This is a genomic window from Synechococcus sp. CBW1004 (assembly GCF_015840715.1).
In the GTDB taxonomy this organism is placed as follows: Bacteria; Cyanobacteriota; Cyanobacteriia; order PCC-6307; family Cyanobiaceae; genus Cyanobium.
In genome coordinates, this window is sequence record NZ_CP060397.1 from 3,335,297 (window position 1) to 3,351,649 (window position 16,353).

12 protein-coding genes, 2 tRNA genes and 3 rRNA genes are annotated in these 16,353 nt (G+C 63.1%); 9 read left to right on the top strand and 8 right to left on the bottom strand.

Translation table 11 applies throughout. The annotated features are described in order from the left end of the window. The first annotated feature begins 969 nt into the window (after positions 1 to 969). The 8 genes from H8F25_RS15840 to H8F25_RS15875 all read left to right on the top strand — a co-directional run bounded on the left by H8F25_RS15840 (position 970) and on the right by H8F25_RS15875 (position 8,434). A 16S ribosomal RNA gene (locus tag H8F25_RS15840) occupies positions 970 to 2,454 on the top strand. 185 nt (positions 2,455 to 2,639) lie between these two features. Continuing rightward, a tRNA-Ile gene (locus H8F25_RS15845) sits at positions 2,640 to 2,713 on the top strand. Between the two features lie 35 nt (positions 2,714 to 2,748). After that, a tRNA-Ala gene (locus H8F25_RS15850) sits at positions 2,749 to 2,821 on the top strand. A gap of 432 nt (positions 2,822 to 3,253) precedes the next feature. After that, a 23S ribosomal RNA gene (locus tag H8F25_RS15855) occupies positions 3,254 to 6,130 on the top strand. Between the two features lie 101 nt (positions 6,131 to 6,231). Beyond that, a 5S ribosomal RNA gene (gene rrf, locus H8F25_RS15860) occupies positions 6,232 to 6,348 on the top strand. Together the 16S, 23S and 5S rRNA genes with 2 tRNA genes alongside form the textbook arrangement of a ribosomal RNA operon. A gap of 500 nt (positions 6,349 to 6,848) precedes the next feature. Beyond that, positions 6,849 to 7,742 carry a YhjD/YihY/BrkB family envelope integrity protein gene (locus H8F25_RS15865; RefSeq protein ID WP_231596907.1) on the top strand — a complete coding sequence of 298 codons (894 nt, stop codon included), beginning with the start codon at positions 6,849 to 6,851 and terminating at the stop codon, positions 7,740 to 7,742. Between the two features lie 45 nt (positions 7,743 to 7,787). Next, positions 7,788 to 8,048 (top strand): glypican, encoded by a 261-nt coding sequence (locus H8F25_RS15870; protein WP_197211230.1) that lies wholly within the window; start codon positions 7,788 to 7,790, stop codon positions 8,046 to 8,048. Next, positions 8,048 to 8,434: a hypothetical protein gene (locus H8F25_RS15875; protein ID WP_197211231.1), complete on the top strand. Its 387-nt coding sequence runs from the start codon at positions 8,048 to 8,050 to the stop codon at positions 8,432 to 8,434. Before H8F25_RS15870 ends, H8F25_RS15875 begins: the two co-directional genes overlap by 1 nt. Before the next feature lie 194 nt (positions 8,435 to 8,628). Here the strand turns inward: H8F25_RS15875 and H8F25_RS15880 are convergent, their stop codons facing one another. The 8 genes from H8F25_RS15880 to H8F25_RS15915 form a co-directional block, all read right to left on the bottom strand. Next, positions 8,629 to 9,006: a DUF2834 domain-containing protein gene (locus H8F25_RS15880; RefSeq protein WP_197211232.1), complete on the bottom strand. Its 378-nt coding sequence runs from the start codon at positions 9,004 to 9,006 to the stop codon at positions 8,629 to 8,631. A gap of 40 nt (positions 9,007 to 9,046) precedes the next feature. Then, positions 9,047 to 9,430, bottom strand: coding sequence for an exodeoxyribonuclease VII small subunit (xseB, locus tag H8F25_RS15885; RefSeq protein ID WP_197211233.1), 384 nt, complete (start codon positions 9,428 to 9,430; stop codon positions 9,047 to 9,049). A gap of 103 nt (positions 9,431 to 9,533) precedes the next feature. After that, a complete protein-coding gene (gene xseA, locus H8F25_RS15890) occupies positions 9,534 to 10,721 on the bottom strand; it encodes an exodeoxyribonuclease VII large subunit (RefSeq protein ID WP_197211234.1) in 1,188 nt (395 codons plus the stop codon). 28 nt (positions 10,722 to 10,749) lie between these two features. Then, positions 10,750 to 10,944 (bottom strand): hypothetical protein, encoded by a 195-nt coding sequence (locus H8F25_RS15895; protein ID WP_197213989.1) that lies wholly within the window; start codon positions 10,942 to 10,944, stop codon positions 10,750 to 10,752. Between the two features lie 270 nt (positions 10,945 to 11,214). After that, the gene (locus H8F25_RS15900; RefSeq protein ID WP_197211235.1) at positions 11,215 to 11,376 is read right to left on the bottom strand and encodes a chlorophyll a/b-binding protein; all 162 of its coding nucleotides are present in this window, start codon (positions 11,374 to 11,376) and stop codon (positions 11,215 to 11,217) included. A 48-nt stretch (positions 11,377 to 11,424) separates the two neighbouring features. After that, positions 11,425 to 13,995: an ATP-dependent helicase HrpB gene (gene hrpB / locus H8F25_RS15905; RefSeq protein ID WP_197211236.1), complete on the bottom strand. Its 2,571-nt coding sequence runs from the start codon at positions 13,993 to 13,995 to the stop codon at positions 11,425 to 11,427. Continuing rightward, the gene (locus tag H8F25_RS15910) at positions 13,995 to 14,378 is read right to left on the bottom strand and encodes a hypothetical protein (RefSeq protein ID WP_197213990.1); all 384 of its coding nucleotides are present in this window, start codon (positions 14,376 to 14,378) and stop codon (positions 13,995 to 13,997) included. Before H8F25_RS15910 ends, hrpB begins: the two co-directional genes overlap by 1 nt. A 78-nt stretch (positions 14,379 to 14,456) precedes the next feature. Then, positions 14,457 to 14,744, bottom strand: coding sequence for a DUF2973 domain-containing protein (locus H8F25_RS15915; RefSeq protein ID WP_197211237.1), 288 nt, complete (start codon positions 14,742 to 14,744; stop codon positions 14,457 to 14,459). A 402-nt stretch (positions 14,745 to 15,146) separates the two neighbouring features. Between H8F25_RS15915 and H8F25_RS15920 the strand changes: the two genes are divergently transcribed. Further along, positions 15,147 to 16,328 (top strand): trypsin-like peptidase domain-containing protein, encoded by a 1,182-nt coding sequence (locus H8F25_RS15920; RefSeq protein WP_197211238.1) that lies wholly within the window; start codon positions 15,147 to 15,149, stop codon positions 16,326 to 16,328. Positions 16,329 to 16,353 lie beyond the last annotated feature (25 nt).

Consider the following 16,353-nt stretch of genomic DNA (forward strand, 5'->3'; position numbering starts at 1 on the left):
ACCGCAGTCGCTTTCTCGGCCCCAGTCATCACAGGTCGCCATGGCCTGAATCGCCCAGGTTCCGCAAGCTACTTCCTCGGAAGCTCAGCAAGAGAAGCCGGCAGCATTCAAGTCAGGACCTGGGCCGAAGGGTGAGCAGCAGCAGGCTCCCAACGCGGAAGGTCCCCGCTCGGAAGGCCGCCCTGGTTGCCGATTGTTTCAAGACTGACTCTGGATGCTCGGCCCGACGATCGCCGCTGTGACGCAGTTGGCTGGGCTGTCAGCCTGTATCCCTTAGTAGCACTGGTGTCTGCGGTGAAGGGTGGGGCTGGGGATCCCCTTGTATGCAGACCGGCTGGTGGAGAGGCAGGGAGCTGTGCTAAATTTTTGAACTGCGCGGCGGAGGCAACGCCCTCAGTTACGCAGGCCGAAACCAAAAAGGACTCCGGTCCCCCATGGTGTAGGCTTCAGAAGTCGTCGCGAGACGACGAGCCCGCGAGGTTCCGAGAGGGACCGAAAGCGGGAGCACCTGGACAAGTAAAGAGTTTAGGAACTGACGCTTTCACTGCGTCGTCCCTGAAGGAAGCAACTGCAGGTGACTGTAGAAGCGATTCCGAAAGCCTCGCGTATCAGTCGATACCGGGTGGAGGGAAGGAGGCGAGAGCCGGCCGGAGGGAGACGATGAACGAGCAGTGAAGGTGTGAGGTCCCGTCAAAGAACAACGCTGAAGCATCGCGATGTTGGATGGCCTGAGGTTCTCACGACCGAGGGCTGTCGAAAGTGACGAGCGATGGGACGGCAAACCGGATCTGAGATCCTGGAAAGCTATGGAGATTGTATCAAGATAGCACTCTCGAAACCTTTGTGTCAGCGAAGGGGCAACAACTGAAGGCTGATTGAGAGATCAGTGATTTGGGTGATTGCAAATCAGTCTGAGGACCAATTGTGCTTGTGCAAGCAAGTGTGAGTGGATTCAAGAGGGATTGATCTACAACGGAGAGTTTGATCCTGGCTCAGGATGAACGCTGGCGGCGTGCTTAACACATGCAAGTCGAACGCACCTTCGGGTGAGTGGCGGACGGGTGAGTAACGCGTGGGAACCTGCCCTCAGGAGGGGGATAACGGCTGGAAACGGCCGCTAATACCCCATATGCCGAGAGGTGAAATGAAATTCGCCTGAGGATGGGCCCGCGTCTGATTAGCTAGTTGGTGGGGTAAAGGCCTACCAAGGCGACGATCAGTAGCTGGTCTGAGAGGATGATCAGCCACACTGGGACTGAGACACGGCCCAGACTCCTACGGGAGGCAGCAGTGGGGAATTTTCCGCAATGGGCGAAAGCCTGACGGAGCAACGCCGCGTGAGGGATGAAGGCCTCTGGGCTGTAAACCTCTTTTCTCAAGGAAGAAGAACTGACGGTACTTGAGGAATAAGCCACGGCTAATTCCGTGCCAGCAGCCGCGGTAATACGGGAGTGGCAAGCGTTATCCGGAATTATTGGGCGTAAAGCGTCCGCAGGTGGCCCTGTAAGTCTGTCGTTAAAGCGTGGAGCTTAACTCCATTTAAGCGATGGAAACTACAGGGCTAGAGTGTGGTAGGGGCAGAGGGAATTCCCGGTGTAGCGGTGAAATGCGTAGATATCGGGAAGAACACCAGTGGCGAAGGCGCTCTGCTGGGCCATCACTGACACTCATGGACGAAAGCCAGGGGAGCGAAAGGGATTAGATACCCCTGTAGTCCTGGCCGTAAACGATGAACACTAGGTGTCGGGGGAATCGACCCCCTCGGTGTCGTAGCCAACGCGTTAAGTGTTCCGCCTGGGGAGTACGCACGCAAGTGTGAAACTCAAAGGAATTGACGGGGGCCCGCACAAGCGGTGGAGTATGTGGTTTAATTCGATGCAACGCGAAGAACCTTACCAGGGTTTGACATCCTGCGAATCCCTTGGAAACGAGGGAGTGCCTTCGGGAGCGCAGAGACAGGTGGTGCATGGCTGTCGTCAGCTCGTGTCGTGAGATGTTGGGTTAAGTCCCGCAACGAGCGCAACCCACGTCGTTAGTTGCCAGCATTCAGTTGGGCACTCTAGCGAGACCGCCGGTGATAAACCGGAGGAAGGTGTGGATGACGTCAAGTCATCATGCCCCTTACATCCTGGGCTACACACGTACTACAATGCTACGGACAAAGGGCAGCAAGCTCGCGAGAGTTAGCAAATCCCATAAACCGTGGCTCAGTTCAGATCGTAGGCTGCAACTCGCCTACGTGAAGGAGGAATCGCTAGTAATCGCAGGTCAGCATACTGCGGTGAATACGTTCCCGGGCCTTGTACACACCGCCCGTCACACCATGGAAGTTGGCCACGCCCGAAGTCGTTACTCCAACCCTTGTGGAGGAGGACGCCGAAGGTGGGGCTGATGACTGGGGTGAAGTCGTAACAAGGTAGCCGTACCGGAAGGTGCGGCTGGATCACCTCCTAACAGGGAGACAAACCAGACATTGCTGTTGGATCCATTCTGTGATCCGGCCGATGTCCTGTCATCTCGAAGGTCGATCGGTACCTCAAGCCAGGTTGCCATGATGAGAAGGAGACTTCTGATCGATGGTGATGGTGGTTTCAGTTCCTGAACTCTGTCTAGGTCACCCCACAAGGGTAAGTACTCCTGGGCCATTAGCTCAGGTGGTTAGAGCGCACCCCTGATAAGGGTGAGGTCCCTGGTTCAAGTCCAGGATGGCCCATTCACCGCCTGCTGAGCAGGCAGGACTTGACTGCTGGGGGTTTAGCTCAGTTGGTAGAGCGCCTGCTTTGCAAGCAGGATGTCAGCGGTTCGAGTCCGCTAACCTCCATCCAACGAGGAATCTCGAGTAGCGAAGGAAGGAGTCGCTGCGGTGGTGACCGAACTGCTGAACGCATGTTGCCTCAACAGAGGTGAGGATGCGGAAAGGAATCTAGCCTCCAGGCATTCTGAACGATCAGCTGCCTGGAAGCTGGATTCAGGCTTCTTGAAGGAGAAGCGATGAATTCAGCAAGAACCTTGACAACTGCATAGGTGAGTTTGGAAAGAAAGCATCTCATGGATGCCCAGCGCGAGCTGGGATTCTATGGAGTTTAAGAGCTGAGACTTTCCAATGTTCTTCCAAGCCTGCCGAGGGTAAGGGAGTTTGATCCTGGACGTCAGGAGGAGAGTGGATTGTGCTGCGAAAGCAGGATGGTCAGCTCAAACCTTGACGCTGGGAGAAGGGGCCTCAACAGCCCTATGGCATTGGAAAGATTTTATAGGTCAAGCTACAAAGGGCTCACGGTGGATACCTTGGCACACAGAGGCGATGAAGGACGTGGTTACCTGCGATAAGTCTCGGGGAGCTGGAAACACGCTTTGATCCGGGAATTTCCGAATGGGGCAACCCCTAGAACGGCCGCCTGAATCCATAGGGCGGTGCGAGCCAACCCAGCGAACTGAAACATCTTAGTAGCTGGAGGAAAGGAAAGTAAAAACGACTCCCTCAGTAGCGGCGAGCGAACGGGGAAGAGCCTAAACCGATGGGTTCGCCCATCGGGGTTGTGGGACAGCGTTGTGGTACCAGTGCCGTTAGGAGAAGCGCTTGAAAGGCGCGCCATAGAGGGTGAAAGCCCCGTATCTGAAAACGAATCTGGCCTAGCTGTATCCCGAGTAGCACGGAGCACGTGAAATTCCGTGTGAATCCGCGAGGACCACCTCGTAAGGCTAAGTACTCCTGTGTGACCGATAGCGCAACAGTACCGCGAGGGAAAGGTGAAAAGAACCCCGGGAGGGGAGTGAAATAGAACATGAAACCGTGAGCTTACAAGCAGTGGGAGCCCGACTGATCGGGTGACCGCGTGCCTGTTGAAGAATGAGCCGGCGACTTATAGGCACTGGCAGGTTAAACCGGAAATGGTGGAGCCATAGCGAAAGCGAGTCTGAATAGGGCGATCGTCAGTGTTTATAGACCCGAACCCGGGTGATCTAACCATGGCCAGGATGAAGCTTGGGTGATACCAAGTGGAGGTCCGAACCGACTGATGTTGAAAAATCAGCGGATGAGCTGTGGTTAGGGGTGAAATGCCAATCGAACCCGGAGCTAGCTGGTTCTCCCCGAAATACGTTGAGGCGTAGCGTCTGGTGCTCCAATTGGGGGGTAAAGCCACCGTTTCGGTGCGGGCTGCGAGAGCGGTACCAAATCGAGACGAACTCTGAATACCCAATGTGTAGCCAGGCAGTCAGACTGTGGGGGATAAGCTCCATGGTCGAAAGGGAAACAGCCCAGACCGCCAGCTAAGGTCCCCAAATCGATGCTCAGTGATAAAGGAGGTGGGATTGCCCAGACAACCAGGAGGTTTGCCCAGAAGCAGCCATCCTCAAAGGAGTGCGTAATAGCTCACTGGTCGAGCGATCCTGCGCCGAAAATGAACGGGGCTAAGCATCGTACCGAAGCTGCGGATTTAACTTGTTAAATGGTAGGGGAGCGTTCCATGTGGGGCGAAGCGTTAGCGTAAGCGGGCGTGGACTGCATGGAAGTGAGAATGTCGGCTTGAGTAGCGAAAACATGGGTGAGAATCCCATGCCCCGAAACCCTAAGGGTTCCTCCGGCAGGCTCGTCCGCGGAGGGTTAGTCAGGACCTAAGGCGAGGCCGAAAGGCGTAGTCGATGGACAACAGGTCAACATTCCTGTACCGGTCATGTTTTGGGAAGGGGGACGGAGAAGGCTAGCCTGGCCAGAAGTTGGTTACTGGTCCAAGCGTTCGAGGCGTTGAGAGCTGGCGAAAACAGCTTGAGCTGAGGCGTGAGTGCGAGCTGCTACGGCAGCGAAGCAGGTGATGTCAAGCTTCCAAGAAAAGCCCTATACCCGTTAAGGCATGACTGCCTGTACCCGAAACCGACACAGGTGGGGTGGTAGAGAATACCGAGGGGCGCGAGGTAACTCTCTCTAAGGAACTCGGCAAAATGGCCCCGTAACTTCGGGAGAAGGGGTGCCACCGCAAGGTGGTCGCAGTGAAGAGGCCCAGGCGACTGTTTACCAAAAACACAGGTCTCCGCTAAGTCGCAAGACGATGTATGGGGGCTGACGCCTGCCCAGTGCCGGAAGGTTAAGGAAGCTGGTCAGCGCAAGCGAAGCTGGCGACTGAAGCCCCGGTGAACGGCGGCCGTAACTATAACGGTCCTAAGGTAGCGAAATTCCTTGTCGGGTAAGTTCCGACCCGCACGAAAGGCGTAACGATCTGGGCGCTGTCTCGGAGAGAGGCTCGGCGAAATAGAATTGTCTGTGAAGATGCGGACTACGTGCACCCGGACAGAAAGACCCTATGAAGCTTTACTGTAGCTTGGTATTGTGCCCGGGCTCGCAATGCGCAGGATAGGTGGGAGGCTTTGATCATCGGCTTGCGGGTCGATGTGAGCCACTGGTGAGATACCACTCTTTGCGAGCTAGGGTTCTAACAGCCACCCGTGATCCGGGGGCTGGACAGTATCAGGTGGGCAGTTTGACTGGGGCGGTCGCCTCCTAAAAGGTAACGGAGGCGCGCAAAGGTTCCCTCAGGCTGGTTGGAAATCAGCCGACGAGTGTAAAGGCAGAAGGGAGCTTGACTGTGAGACCTACAAGTCGAACAGGGACGAAAGTCGGCCTTAGTGATCCGACGGTTCTGAGTGGAAGGGCCGTCGCTCAACGGATAAAAGTTACTCTAGGGATAACAGGCTGATCTCCCCCAAGAGTTCACATCGACGGGGAGGTTTGGCACCTCGATGTCGGCTCATCGCAACCTGGGGCTGAAGTCGGTCCCAAGGGTTGGGCTGTTCGCCCATTAAAGCGGTACGCGAGCTGGGTTCAGAACGTCGTGAGACAGTTCGGTCCATATCCGGTGCATGCGCAGGAATATTGAGAGGAGTTCTCCCTAGTACGAGAGGACCGGGAGGAACGCACCTCTGGTGTACCAGTTATCGTGCCAACGGTAAACGCTGGGTAGCCATGTGCGGAGAGGATAACCGCTGAAAGCATCTAAGTGGGAAGCCCACCTCAAGATGAGTATTCCCATGGCGTTAGCCAGTAAGGTCACGGGAAGAACACCCGTTGATAGGCTCTACGTGGAAGCGCAGTAATGTGTGAAGCGGAGGAGTACTAATAGACCGAGGGCTTGACCACCACTCAACTCAAAGCTTTCTTTTCCAGGCGTGTTGTTTCTGTCAAGGCAGGGACGACCCAACCTATGCAGTTCTCAGGGCTCACCTGAGGATCAAGACTATCCTGGTGTCCATAGCGCTGTGGTCCCACTCCGATCCATCTCGAACTCGGATGTGAAACGCAGCAGCGGCGATGATAGTTGGGGGGTAGCCCCCTGCGAAAGCAGCACGATGCCAGGTAAAACCTTGATTCCAGCCTCCAGTGAAGCCATGACCGGACTGCCGTGTCATGGCGTGATGGAGGATCAATGATGGATGCAGTTACTGCACCGAGATCAGCCACCCGATGGGTGGCTTTTTTTATGGCGTGCCTCCGCTGGGTGGTGTGCGCTGGGGCCGTCACCTCACTGATGATGCGGGTGGGTGTACTCCCTGTTCTTGATGGTCTTCTGTCCATTTGATCCCTAGGCATGGTTTCTCGGGGTTCAGGGGATGCCGTCCGCCATCGAGGCCTGATCGGTTCGCCACCCTTGCTCCCGTCTTGAGGGCACCCCACCAGGTCTTCACTTCCCGTCGCCCGCCGAGCAGGCTTTCAGCTCCGGTGTGGAGTTTCTGTAGGAGGATCACTGCATCCTGCTGCAAGGAGGGCTCTGCGCATGGGGAGAGGGACTGGTGGATGGAATTCTGGAGAACTTCGTCTCCGTCGCTCCCCCAGGCGTCTGGAGCTGCGCCGCGGCCTGTTGCGTCCCGCCTGGTCGGCCTACATCCTCTGGCTGCGTGCGGACTGTGTCGATCTCAGTGCCGCCTTCGCCTATCACAGTCTGCAATCCTTTCTGCCCGCGCTGCTGATCATTCTGTCGCTGCTCTCCCGATTTCTGGGCCGTGACCAGGATCTGCTCCTGCGCATCCAGGAGCAGATGGCGCAGTTATTGCCGCCATCAAGTATGCCGTTCTTTGTCCAGACTCTGGAGCGATTCACCCGCCAGGGTTTCGGTGCCGGAATCCTCGGTGTTCTGTTGTTGGTGTGGAGTGCCAACAACATCTATCTGACCCTGCAGCGGGGTGCGGACCGACTTTGGTGGAATCGACCCTTTGATCTGCCCCCCCTTCCCTGGCCTCGCCTGGTGCGTCGCTTTGTCTGGCTGCGGCTCAAAGCCTTCGTGTTGCTGCTGTTCATTTCTTTGCTGGTTGTTCTGGATCAGATCGTCAGCAATCTGCGCTTTCTTGGTCTCAAGGTGCTCAGACAGTGGCTGGTCGATGCTCTCCCCTGGAAGCTGCACTGGCTGATGAAGGTCTCCAGTGGTGCCGATGTGCTGATCTCTCTGTTGATCGGCTGCCTCTCCGCCCTTCTGATTCTGTGGCTGCTGCCCTCTCGTCCGGTGCCGCTTCGCCCCCTGCTGCTCCCCTCGCTGTTGGTCGGCGTTGCCTTCACGACGCTCAATCTGCTGCTCGGCCGGGTTCTGGTGGCGATCGGTATCCGCTTTCAGGCCTACGGGGTGGTCGGTGGGGTGCTCATCCTGACCCTCTGGATCTGGTTGCTTGGGGTGGCCCTCTATTACGGCCAGTGTCTCGGGGTGGTGCTGGCACGCCGCGACCGCCAGGGGGGGCGATCCACACCGATGCTGCCGCTGTGATCGGGCCTGATGGGGTGAGGATGGCTTTCTGACTGCTGTGCTGCCGTGCTCCCCTCTCCTCGTCCTGCCGGGCCCTCCCGGCTCTGGAAGGTCCCTCCTCTGGCGGCCAGCCTGCTTCTGCTCAGCGCTGCCGTTGGGGCGGTGCTGCTTGCCGTCGTTGCCGGCCTGGCCGTGATCCCCGTGGTCTTCACCCTGGCGGTCGCCCTGGGTTGGGTGACCGCCCTGCTTCTGCTTGGCTGGGCCGGTATTGAAGCGTTGGCGGCGCTGGAACGGTGGTTTGAGAACGATCCTCGCTTCCATCGCTGATGTCCCGTCCTCTGCCCTGGTTCTGGATTGCTCTGGCGGCGGTTCTGTTGCTGTTGCCGATGCCGGTCGGACGTTTCCTGCTGGATCTGTTGGGCGGTCTGACGCTCACCTTGTTGCTTCTGCCGTTGCTCGCGGGTGCCGCCGCCTGGATTGGCTGGCAGGTCCTGCGCTCCCGACTGCGACCCTGTCCGGTCTGTGGCGTCAGCAGCCTGGCGGTCGATCGTTGCCCGGCCTGTGGGTCTTCGATGCAGGCTTCGGGGAGCGTTTCACCTGGCTTCACTGCGCCTGCGACCGAGATCGACGTCACCCAGGTCACCATCAACGTCGAGGCTGTCGAAGTCGAGACAAGCGATAGCGGCAGCGAACAGCACCGTTCACCCGGCTGATCCTGACCATGGCGTGAAGGATCTGCCCCGGAGAGATCCTTTCCGCCATCGATGTTGAGGCTCAGCAGAGCGCGTTTCGATCGTGCGGTTCAGTCGTACCGCACCACCTTGATCTGGTGCTCACATTGACCGTTTTGTCCCCCGGGTGGTCGATGTCTCTGGAAGTCTCCGCGAGAGACGACGCTGCCGTTGCTTCAGCCGTTCCGTGCGATCTCCTGCAAGCGCCTTTCCCTCAGATAGAGAAACAGCGGGGCGCCGAAGGCGAAGGCGATCGTCACACAGCCCAGCAGCACCCATGGCAGCCCGCGCATCTGCAGGCGACGGGCTTCAGCCACCATCCAGATGGTCACCGCGGAGGCGCCGATCAGCAGATCCCGTGACAGCGACTGTGCGGCGGCATTGGCGTTGGCCAGCTGCACGAACAATCCCAGGTTGAAGCTGGCGCCATAGGTCTGGATGAACTCCCAGTTGGCGAGCCAGGGGAGGATCGCCCCGGCGATGGCCAGGGTGAGATAGAGCCAGCTCAGCAGCGGAGTGGTGGGTTGGCCGGGGCTTGTGGTCTCGTCGCTCATGGTTCGGCGGGGGAGGGCAATGGCCTGCGCAGGGCGGCGCTCAGGCCTGGTAGGGCTGCGGCGTGACTTCGGGCTGCCCGGGGTCCCATTGCATCACCTCCTGCTCCACCCGCTCGAGCAGCTGCTCACAGCGATCCGCATAACGGCTGGCCCGTCGGTAGAGCCCTGCCATCTGCTCCACATCGAGATCGCTGGCCTGGAGTTCAGCCAGAGTCAGCTCCAGGGCGGTCTGTGCCTCACGGAAGCTGAGTTCTCCCGCGATGTCGTCATCGACATCTGCAGGCTGTGCGGGGCCGTCGGGAGCAGATGACGCCGCAGACGCTCGGGTTCGCGGCTCCTCGCATGGCGTGTCGCTCGTCCCACGACTCTTGCGCCGCGCGCCTGTTGCGGAGGGCTGATCCGAGGAGGATTGCTGAGGGGGCATGGCCTGTGTGCAGATCGTCGATGAGGGGCAACGGTGGGAGCAGTCGGCTGCAAGGCTCGCCACGGCATGCAGGCCAGGTGATGTCGGAGTGGCCCCCCCGTCTTCAGAGGGCGATCGGTGCCGACTCGTCCTCGGGGGATTCCGGCCGGAGCGATTCAACACGTGCCGTGAGACTGCCATCCCGCAGCGCGATGGCGATGCAGTCGCCCGGGGTGAGCTCCCGCACCGACCGGATCAGCTGACCCCGAGAGTCCCGCAGCCAGGTGAACCCCCGTTCCAGCAGATGGGTCGGGGAGAGCGCACGCAGCAGGCGACGCTGCTCGCTGAGCCGCCGTCGCTCCCGTTCCAACAGCAGACGGGGATGCAGATCCTGCAGGCGCTGGCGCTGTCGACGCAGGGCTTCGCCGGTCCGTTCCAGTCTCAGGGCCACCAGCTGGCCTAGATGGCGCCGGCTCAGCTGCAGCTGGGCCAACACCGCGTTGCGATCCGGCAGCAGGGCCACCAGGGCGGCGGTCGGCGTCGCAGCTCTGTAGTCGGCCACGAGGTCGGCGATGGTGGTGTCGTCTTCATGGCCCAGCCCACAGACCACCGGCAGGGGACAGGTGGCAATCCTGCGGGCGAGGTCCTCGCCGTCGAACACAGCCAGGTCCTCGCGGCTGCCGCCGCCGCGGGCCAGCACCAGCGCGTCGAGTCCGAGGGCTTCGGCCCGCTCCCCCAGCCCTGAAATGGCCTCGCAGATCCGGGCCTCCACCGCACCCTGCACGGGGATCGGCACCAGCAGGATCGCCGTGGCCGGCCAACGCTCCCGTGCCGTGCGCAGCATGTCAGCCAGGGCGGAACTGGGAACGGCGGTCAGCAGGGCGATGCGCCTGGGCCAGGCCGGCAGTGGGCGCTTGCGCTCCATGGCGAACAGGCCCAGGGGCTCCAGCAGGGCCCGCACCCGCTCGAACTGGCGCAGCACGGCCGTGAGGCTGGGACGCACATCGAGGATCTGCACCGTCAGGCGGGCCTGGGCCGCCCAGAAGTTGAGCTTGCCGACCACCACCACGCCATCGCCCTCTTCCGGCACGAACCGCAGCCGAGCCAGCTGGGAGGCCCAGATCACCCCGGGAACCGAGGCCTGCCCGTCGGTGAGGGTCAGCCAGAGATGCCCTTTGTGCAGCTGCGGGCGACTGATGGTGGCCTCGACCAGAAAACGGGGCGCGAAGCCTCGCTCCAGCAGGGTGCCGATCGCCTCGTTCAGCTCCTGGACGCCATAACGGGGCAGCGGGTCGTCGCGATCGCCTCCCATCACCACGTCGGTCGCTTCCTGGCGGGACTCACTGTTTCAGCTGGCGATACTGCAGCCACCAGAACAGGCTCAGGGCGCCCGCGATGGATGCCACAACACGACCGGCAGTGTGCTGCCAGCCCACCAGGCCGATCACGGCGATGGTCAGGGTGCTGCTCAGCAATCGGGCGCCATCGCGGCGGTTGCGGGCGAAAAATCGAGGTCCGCGAGGCTGAACCAGCATCTCCCCGGCATCGGGTGTCGGATTCGGTGCAGAGGAGTTCAAGACGGTCGACTCAGACCAGGAATCACCCTAGGAGCCGGGGCTGATCAGCCCCTCTGCCCGGGTGAAGGGATGATTCAGCGCTGCTTCGGCCTGGGTGGGGACCGTTCACAGAGGACTGGGCGGAGCTCGGGAAGATGCCCTTCCGGTCTCCGTGATCGCCCGCGGTGGTGGTATCGAAAAGCCCCTCCATCTCCGCAGAGCTGGAGGGGCTGTGCCTTATGGGCCAAATCAGCCGGGACCGATCTGGGACAGGATGCCCTGGCCGGTGAGCAGTTCGGTGGCCAGGCCGATCACGAAGCCGAGCATGGCGAGTCGGCCGTTCCAGGTCTCGGCGAACTGCACGAAGCCGAAGCGGGAGGAGGTGGACTCAGACACGGGGTGGGAATGCATGGCCAATGAACAGTAACGATCCGTTGCGCTGCCTTGACGAATCCGTCGCTACCGGGAGGTGTTCGGGTTTCCGGTGTTGCCTCGGCGTGCCAGGGCTGCCTTGGTCAGACTGGTGGCCTCGGCACCGGTCGGATCCTCCGGCCACGGATGGCGGGGGTAGCGCCCCCGCAGGTCGCGTCGCACCTCGCCATAGCCGCTCGCCCAGAATCCCTGCAGGTCCCGGGTGATCGCCGCCGGCCGGCCCGCTGGTGAGAGCAGCTGCACGGTGATCGGCAGGCGCCCTTCCAGGAGGGGCTCCAGTCCCCTGCAGCCGAACAGCTCCTGCAGCTTCACTGCCAGCACCGCCTCCCCACCGCTGTAGTCGAGCGCCACGGATCGCCCCGACGGCACCTTGAGGCTGGCCGGCACCAGTTGATCCAGCTCCTGCCTGCACTCCCAGGTCAGATCTCCCCACAGAGCGCTCTCCAGATCGAGGCGCTGCAGATCCTGCTGACTGCGCAGGCCGAGCAGCTGCGGTCCAAGCCAGGTCTCCAGATCCCGTTCCAGGGCCTCGGGGCGACGGTCGGGCCATGGTGCGCCCAGATGCTGGTGCGCCAGGGTGAGCCGTTGCTGCAGCCCCCTGCTGCGGCTGTTCCAGGGCAGCGCCTCCAGCCCCAGCTGGCGCAACCCCGCCAGCATCGCCTCAAGCGTCTGGTCTCCATCCGGATCCGGCCAGGGGCTCCGCTCCACGATCAGCGCTCCGAGGCGCAGCAAGCGCTCTCCCTGGACGCGTCCGGCGATCGGGTCCCAGCTCACCTGGCTCACCCGTTCTCCCTCCGTCAGAGCCAGCTCGTCCAGCAGGTCTGCGGGCAGTGTCACCGCCAGATGGACGCGCGCATCGGCCCCCTGGCCATCCAGTGAGGCGATCGCCAGAGAGGGGTGCCGCACCAGAGGGTCCTCCGGCGCAAGCTGGGCCCCTCGGCCCGCCCGCATCAGGAAGCGGCCGTCACCGCGGCCACGGGCCAGCGCGATCCGCTCCGGATAGGCCCAGCACACCAGCCGGGCCGCCGTAACCGCCTCGTTCTCCGGGGGCTGAGGGAGCGATGGCTCCGGAGCCGCCTCCGCGGCTCTGTCGCTGATCGCCTCGACCACCTGCCGGCGCCACTGCTCCTGCAGGCGCTGCAGTTGCCGCTGCCGCCCCCCCGGCCTGCGCAGCCAGTCGAGCCGCAGCAGCAGATCCGCTCCCGCCTCGCGTCGATCGAGCGGATCGCTCTCGCTGAGCAGCACCGCCAGTTCGCAGGCCAGCTCCAGGGCCCCGATGGACTGGCTCCGCAGGAGCATGTGCCCGAGGCGGGGATGCAGCCCCAGTTGACTGAGGGCACGCCCATGGGTGGTCAAGCGGCCGTCTTCGTCGAGGGCTCCCAGCTGATGCAGCAGTCGCTGGCCTTCCCTCAGGGAAGAGGCGGGGGGCGGATCCAGCCAGGGCAATCCCTCGCCATTCCCCGCACCCCAGCGCGCCAGCTGCAGGGCGACCGGCAGGGGATCCACCTCCAGCAGTTCCGGCGGATCGAAGGGGGGTCTGCGCTGCTGCTCGGCGGGAGACCACAGCCGCAGGCAGCGCCCGGGCCCGAGGCGGCCGGCGCGTCCGCGGCGTTGCTCGGCACTGGCCTGGCTGGCGGGCACGGTGACCAGCCCATCCAGGCCGGTGTTCGGGTCGAAGCGGCTGCGGCGGCTGAGGCCGCTGTCGATCACCAGACGTACCCCCTCGATCGTCAGGGAGCTCTCGGCCACGGCGGTTGCAAGCACGATCTTGCCGTCGTCACCGCGGGGCGGAGCCAGGGCGCGGCTCTGGGCCTCCAGCTCCAGCTGGCCATGGAGCAGGGCCAGGTCCATATCCCCTCCCCAGGAGGTGGCGAGGATCGCGCGCTCGCAGGCCAGCAGTTCCCGCCGGCCGGGCAGAAACACCAGGACGGTGCCGCTGGGTCCGGGGCTCTCCAGCCAGTGCTCCTCCAGGGCCCGCAGCACCTGGCGCTCCAGCCGCTCCTGGGGGCGGGGGGGCTGATGCAGCACCTCCACCGGCCAGCTGCGTCCCTCGCTCTCGATCAGCGATGCCCCCTCCAGCCTCTCCTGCAGCGACTGGCCGGCCAGGGTGGCTGAAATCAGCAGCAGGCGCAGATCCGGCCGCAGCAGCTCACGGGCCTGTCGCAGCAGGGCCAGGGCCAGATCAGCCTCGGCGCCACGCTCATGGAACTCATCGAGGATGACGCAGGACACCCCTTCCAGGGCGGGATCCTCCTGCAGCTGGCGCAGGAAGAGTCCGGCGGTGAGCACCTCCAGCCGCGTGCGACGCGACACCCGGCTCTCCAGGCGCACGCGGTAGCCGACCCGTTCGCCGATCCCTTCGCCCAGTTCGCCCGCCAGGCGCAGCGCGGCGTTGCGAGCGGCCAGGCGCCGGGGCTCGAGCATCAGGATCCGACCCTCATCACCGAGCTGTTGCAGCAGGGTGAGCGGCACGCGCGTGGTCTTGCCGGCACCGGGCGGGGCCTGCAGCACCAGCACCGCCCCTTCGGGTGCCAGGGCTTCGGCCACCGCCGGCAGATGGCGGTCGATCGGCAGGGGCGCCGCGTTGCCCTCAGGCATCAACGCACGTGGCGGTTGCCATCCACCGGGTGGTAGGTCTCGCCGGTGCACTCCTCGTAGACGATCGCCGGCAGACCGGTCTCGAACATCGTCTGCAGGGCCTCCTTGAGGTAGGGGTTCCAGCCGCCGGTGCTCACCTTGCCGTGCCGCACGGTCCAGTCCCAGGTGCCCTGCAGGTCGCGCGGGATGCGGCCTTCCCGGTCGCGCCGGGCCACCAGATCCTGCGATTCGACGATGCCCACCAGGATCGGATCCTTGCCGTAGGCAGGGGTGAGGCTGAGCTCGAGACGGACCGGGTCGTTTTTGACCAGCTTGAGGCGGAAGCGGGGGGGGAGCTTCAGCGAATTCAGCACGGCCCCAACGATTCGGGTTCTCTGGTCCACCATCAACCTCCGAAGGAGAGCGCGTTCACTGTGGGGAGCCTATTCAGCGGCAGGTTCGCGCCCGGCAGCCCTGGCCGGTCAGCCTGCTTCCCCGGGTCGGGCCGAAGCGTCCTGGTCTTCACTGAAGCGAACCGTGAGAAGGTCCTCGCGGGTCAGCTGCCCGTCGGCATCCAGCAGCTCGGGGTGAATCGTCAGGCGGCCGGTGCGATCAGCGGCGGCTGGACCGGCTCCGCCGGCGCTTTGCGGGTCGCCGGGACGGGGCACGGCACTGAAGCCCTGCCCCATGATTCGGAATGCCTGCCAGAGCAGCGCCAGGAAGCAGGCTGCGTAGAGGAACGGGAAGAGATCGGAGAGGAACGAGGCCATGACCGGAAGGGGGGTCCCCGCAGGCAGATTGGATTGCGGCGTCCAGCCGAATGACACCATCATCGCCCCTGCGATGAGGAGTTGGAAGCCAGCATCCACGCCCAGAGGGTCGTGGTGGCAGCTCCAAAGGCCAGGAACGCAAGCAAGAGACGACTTGTGTCCACAGATCGATAGAAAATTTCACAAATCCTAGGTGGCTCGCCTCCCGGATCGCGCTTGTCGGTCCAGGGGCGTGCGCTCGTGATCGTTTGTCTCTCGCGGCCGGTGGCGCCCTTCTCTCTGTCGGGCCGGCGCTGCATGCCGTGAGCGTGGGCATCCCACCCGTTCCTGGGTGGGCGGTTTGCCTCCCCTTCCAGGTGTTGGCCCCGCTGCCTACGGTCTTTCTCTTCGCCTGGTCGCCCGATGCGATCTTTCTGCATCCGGTCCGCCGCCGGATCCGCCTCCCTTCGCCGTGCTGCCACCGGTCTGGGTGGTGCGGGAGCCATCGCCACCCTGCTGCTGGGGGCCCAGCCCCTGCTGACTCCCCAGCCGGGGCTGGCTCAGAGCGCCGCGTCGGCGGCGGCCCTCTCCAGGCAGTCCTTCGTCGCTGTCGCGGTCCGTCGCGCCTCGCCGGCGGTGGTCACGATCGACACCGAGCGCACGGAGGCTGTGGCCGGTGGCCGTGGCGCGGGTGGGTTGCCGGGGGCGCTGATGCGTGATCCGTTGTTCCGGCAGTTCTTCGGCCTGCCCCAGATGCAGATGCCGCCCTCCCAGCGCACCGTGCGCGGCCAGGGCAGCGGCTTCGTCTATCAGGCCGATGGTCTGGTGCTGACCAATGCTCACGTGGTGGAGAAGTCCGACCGGGTCACGGTCGGCTTCCAGAACGGGCAGCAGGTGGAGGGCCGTGTCGTGGGTCTGGACCCGATCACCGACCTGGCCGTGGTGCGACTGCCCGCTGGCAACTGGCCGGTGGCGGCGCTGGGCAATTCCGATGCGCTCCAGGTCGGTGACTGGGCCATCGCCGTGGGCAATCCCTTCGGGCTCGACCACACCGTCACCCTGGGGATCATCAGCAGCCTCAATCGCAATGCCAGCAAGCTGGGCATCACCGACAAGCGTCTCGATCTGATCCAGACCGACGCCGCCATCAATCCCGGCAACTCCGGCGGACCGCTGCTCAACAGTGAAGGAGAGGTGGTGGGAATCAACACCCTGGTGCGCTCCGGCCCCGGTGCCGGCCTGGGCTTCGCCATCCCGATCAACCGCGCCCGTGGCATCGCTCAGCAGCTGGCGAGCAGCGGTCGCGTCAGCCATCCGATGATCGGCGTCGGCCTCGATCTGGCCCGGGGAAGCAATGGGGCCACCGTTCCCGGTGCCGTGGTGATGGCCGTGCAGCCCGGAGGGCCGGCCGCGCGCGCCGGCCTGCGCCGTGGTGATGTGATCGTGGCCGTTGCGGGCCGTCCGGTGCCCGATCCAGCCGCGGTGGTGCAGGCCGTGGAGGCTGCCGGTGTCGGCAATCCCCTGACCCTCACCCTGCTGCGCAACGGCCAGCAGATCTCCCTGGCGGTGGTGCCCACCGACCTGCGGGTGAGTGGGGCTCCCTGAACCCGCGCGATGGTCTCGCCGGGCC